Below are 2,548 nucleotides of genomic sequence, written 5' to 3'. Positions count from 1 at the left end.
GGCGCGCTCTCCGGTGCGCTGCTTCTGCGTGAGACCGTATACCTCTTCGTTGGTTTTGCCGCTGGGGTGGTCGGGGTTGGGGTAGTAGCTGCGCTCCATACCGGGGAACCACGCGGCGTATGAGTGTCGGCAGTTGGCACCACCTATACCGTCGGCCACGTCCCCCCAGTTGCAAGCTGATTTGAAGTCGCGGTAGCGCACGCCATTGATGATCTTGTCGCCGTTGCGGGAGTAAACACGCCCCTCCCACTTCGCATGGCTTGGACGTGCCCCTCCGTGGCTGGACACCTCCACCAGATCAACGTCAGCCTCGTCCATAAGCAGCTCGGTGAGCCTCATGCCGTCTTGGGCTATCTGCGTGCGGATATGGCGGCGCACAGCAACATCCACCTTGTTCTGCACGCTCTGCATGCCGGTGGTTGTGTTGCGATAGGTGATGAGGCTGATGCCATCGCCCTCCAAGCGTCTCACGGCTGCGTGCAAAGCTTTCTCGGTCGTCATGGTGCCGGTGTTCACCTGCGTGACAGCCCACAGGGACTGTTGTAAGAAGGCGTTGCGGGCTGATTCGGCCATGAGTAGGTTCTGGCGCTCTAGTATCTCCTTGGCACCCGCCACGGTGGCAGCAACCTGGCGTGTGGTGATAGCTGGGAGATCAACTCCAAGGCCGCGCTTTATGCGGCTCAAATCGTCGGTGTTAGATAGTCGCAGCGCCTCGGTAATCTCTAGCTTTACGGCGGCGTCGATAGCCTTGCCGTACTTTCCGAAGATATCCATGAGGGGAGCGGCTGAATTTTGGGCGAGCCGATGGATGGCTGTCTGTGCGCGCTGGCCCCCCACGTCTCCCTCTATCATCTTGGCCACAAGGTAGTCGAGCATATCCGCTTCGATCTGACGGTACACGCCCGCTACCTTCTCGCCTGCTTGTTCCAAGTAATCGGGATCGAGCATCTAGAAGCCTACGTCCACGATCTCCTCAGCGGGAAGCGCCGCCTTGGCTTCTTCCTCGTTCAGGCCGTAGAATTCCACAGCGTACTTCCACTTGGGGAGTAGCCCAGCGGCGATCTCGGCCATCATGAGATTCTTCTCGGTCTGTGTGTCGGTGATCACGCTGTCGTCGAACGTGACCGTTATGGGCCCGAAATCCTCTTCAATGTCGACGCCGCAATGGATCCTCGCGCATGTGAGTAAAGCGGTAACGATGTCTTGGATAGCACCCCTGATTACGTTCTCATGCTTGCGTACGTTGCGCATAAGCGCGCTGTTGTCGCTCGTCACTTCAGTGGCGGTTTTGAGTCCGCTTGCTTTGTCCAGCATGAAATACTGTTGTCCGAAGCCGCATAACTCGCCGAACTCTGCGAGAGCCACATCCAGCGCGCTGCGCAACGGGTCGATACGGATATCGGGGCTGAACACGTCGATGAAGTTCTTTGGGTCCTTACCTGCAACCTTGAGAAACTTACGTTGCTCCTGTTTTGGTAGCGGTATTGTCTTGCCGCCCTTTGATCGCACGTCGATCATGGCTTCGTCCATAAACACCTTGACCTCAGTGAGCTCCACTTCCTGGAACATCGAGTCAAACGCGAGATCCACCGCTTTGATGGCATCCACCGCATCAGCGAACACACTCATGCCGTAGGGGGAGAGATCCACGCAAGTATTCTCCAGCGCGGGCTTGAGAAGGCCGAAGGTTTTGGCAGGGCATCCGGTGTCGAAGTCTGCGATGGCTCCCACCGATTCGGGGTCTATTATGCGCGAATCAACGAACAGCATCGTCTTTATGCGGTAGGTACCCTCTTCGACCACGTGCATTTGTAACTGGTCGGCGGGCTTGCCTTTAAGGCTCACGCGGGTGACGAATGCGCACTCGCTGACCCCCTCTTCATCCCACGAGAGCGGCACGACCATACGGGCATCGTAGCGCCGGATCTTGATCTTGGTCACGTCGTCGCCCAAGACGTTGAACCACAGCGCCCAGGCGGCGGTGCCGAGTGCGAACGCCTTCTCCACGATCATCTGCCCCGTGGGCCAGAAGTTTGATTTGTCCAGGAACTCATTCAGGTACTTGTTCGCCTTGGGGCTGTCGGCCGACACCTCGGTGGACTCGTTAAGTATCAGAGATGCGAACTCAGAGGCTGCACGCTTGGCGGGCTTGAGGCTCATGCGAGCGCGATTGAGGCTTTTGCCGTCAAGGTTTGTGTAGTCGATCTTGTACCAATCATCTTTGCCGGAATACCAGTCGTACCACTGCTGGATGTAGCTTTCCATAGAGGACGGCGCAGTGTATCCAGCCGCTTTGATGGCCTTCTTCACGTGCGCCGGTATCTGGAATTCATCGATTGCCATAAGGCCGCCTTTCTTGTCTTGGTGTTATTCTTCCGCCTGTGTCGCTCGATAGGCGTAGCGGCTGCGAGCCTCGCGCATGAAGGCGTAGCGGGTAGCGTCTATCCAGTGGTCTGCGCCATCAGGTATGGCGTTGAGCCATTCGCCGTCCTTGTTTTGGTCGTACTGCTGCTCTCGTACCTCTTTGGCAAGGTGTGGGCAGCGCACA

General features: G+C 57.6%; 2 protein-coding genes and 1 pseudogene. All 3 read right to left on the bottom strand.

What is annotated here, in order from left to right:
• Nucleotides 1-948, bottom strand: a 948-nt coding sequence (locus tag RR842_RS13765; RefSeq protein ID WP_332730157.1) for a phage minor capsid protein, incomplete at its 3' end; no start/stop codon positions are given.
• Entirely contained in the window at nucleotides 949-2,343 is a 1,395-nt protein-coding gene (locus tag RR842_RS13760; protein WP_332730156.1) for a phage portal protein, read from the bottom strand. It lies immediately after the preceding gene.
• A 24-nt stretch (nucleotides 2,344-2,367) separates the two neighbouring features.
• Nucleotides 2,368-2,548: pseudogene (locus tag RR842_RS13755) on the bottom strand (hypothetical protein); the annotation flags it as partial.

Origin of the sequence: Gordonibacter sp. (assembly GCF_036667095.1) — a bacterium.
Lineage (GTDB): Bacteria > Actinomycetota > Coriobacteriia > Coriobacteriales > Eggerthellaceae > Gordonibacter.
This window is presented reverse-complemented; position numbering and strand designations above follow the sequence as displayed.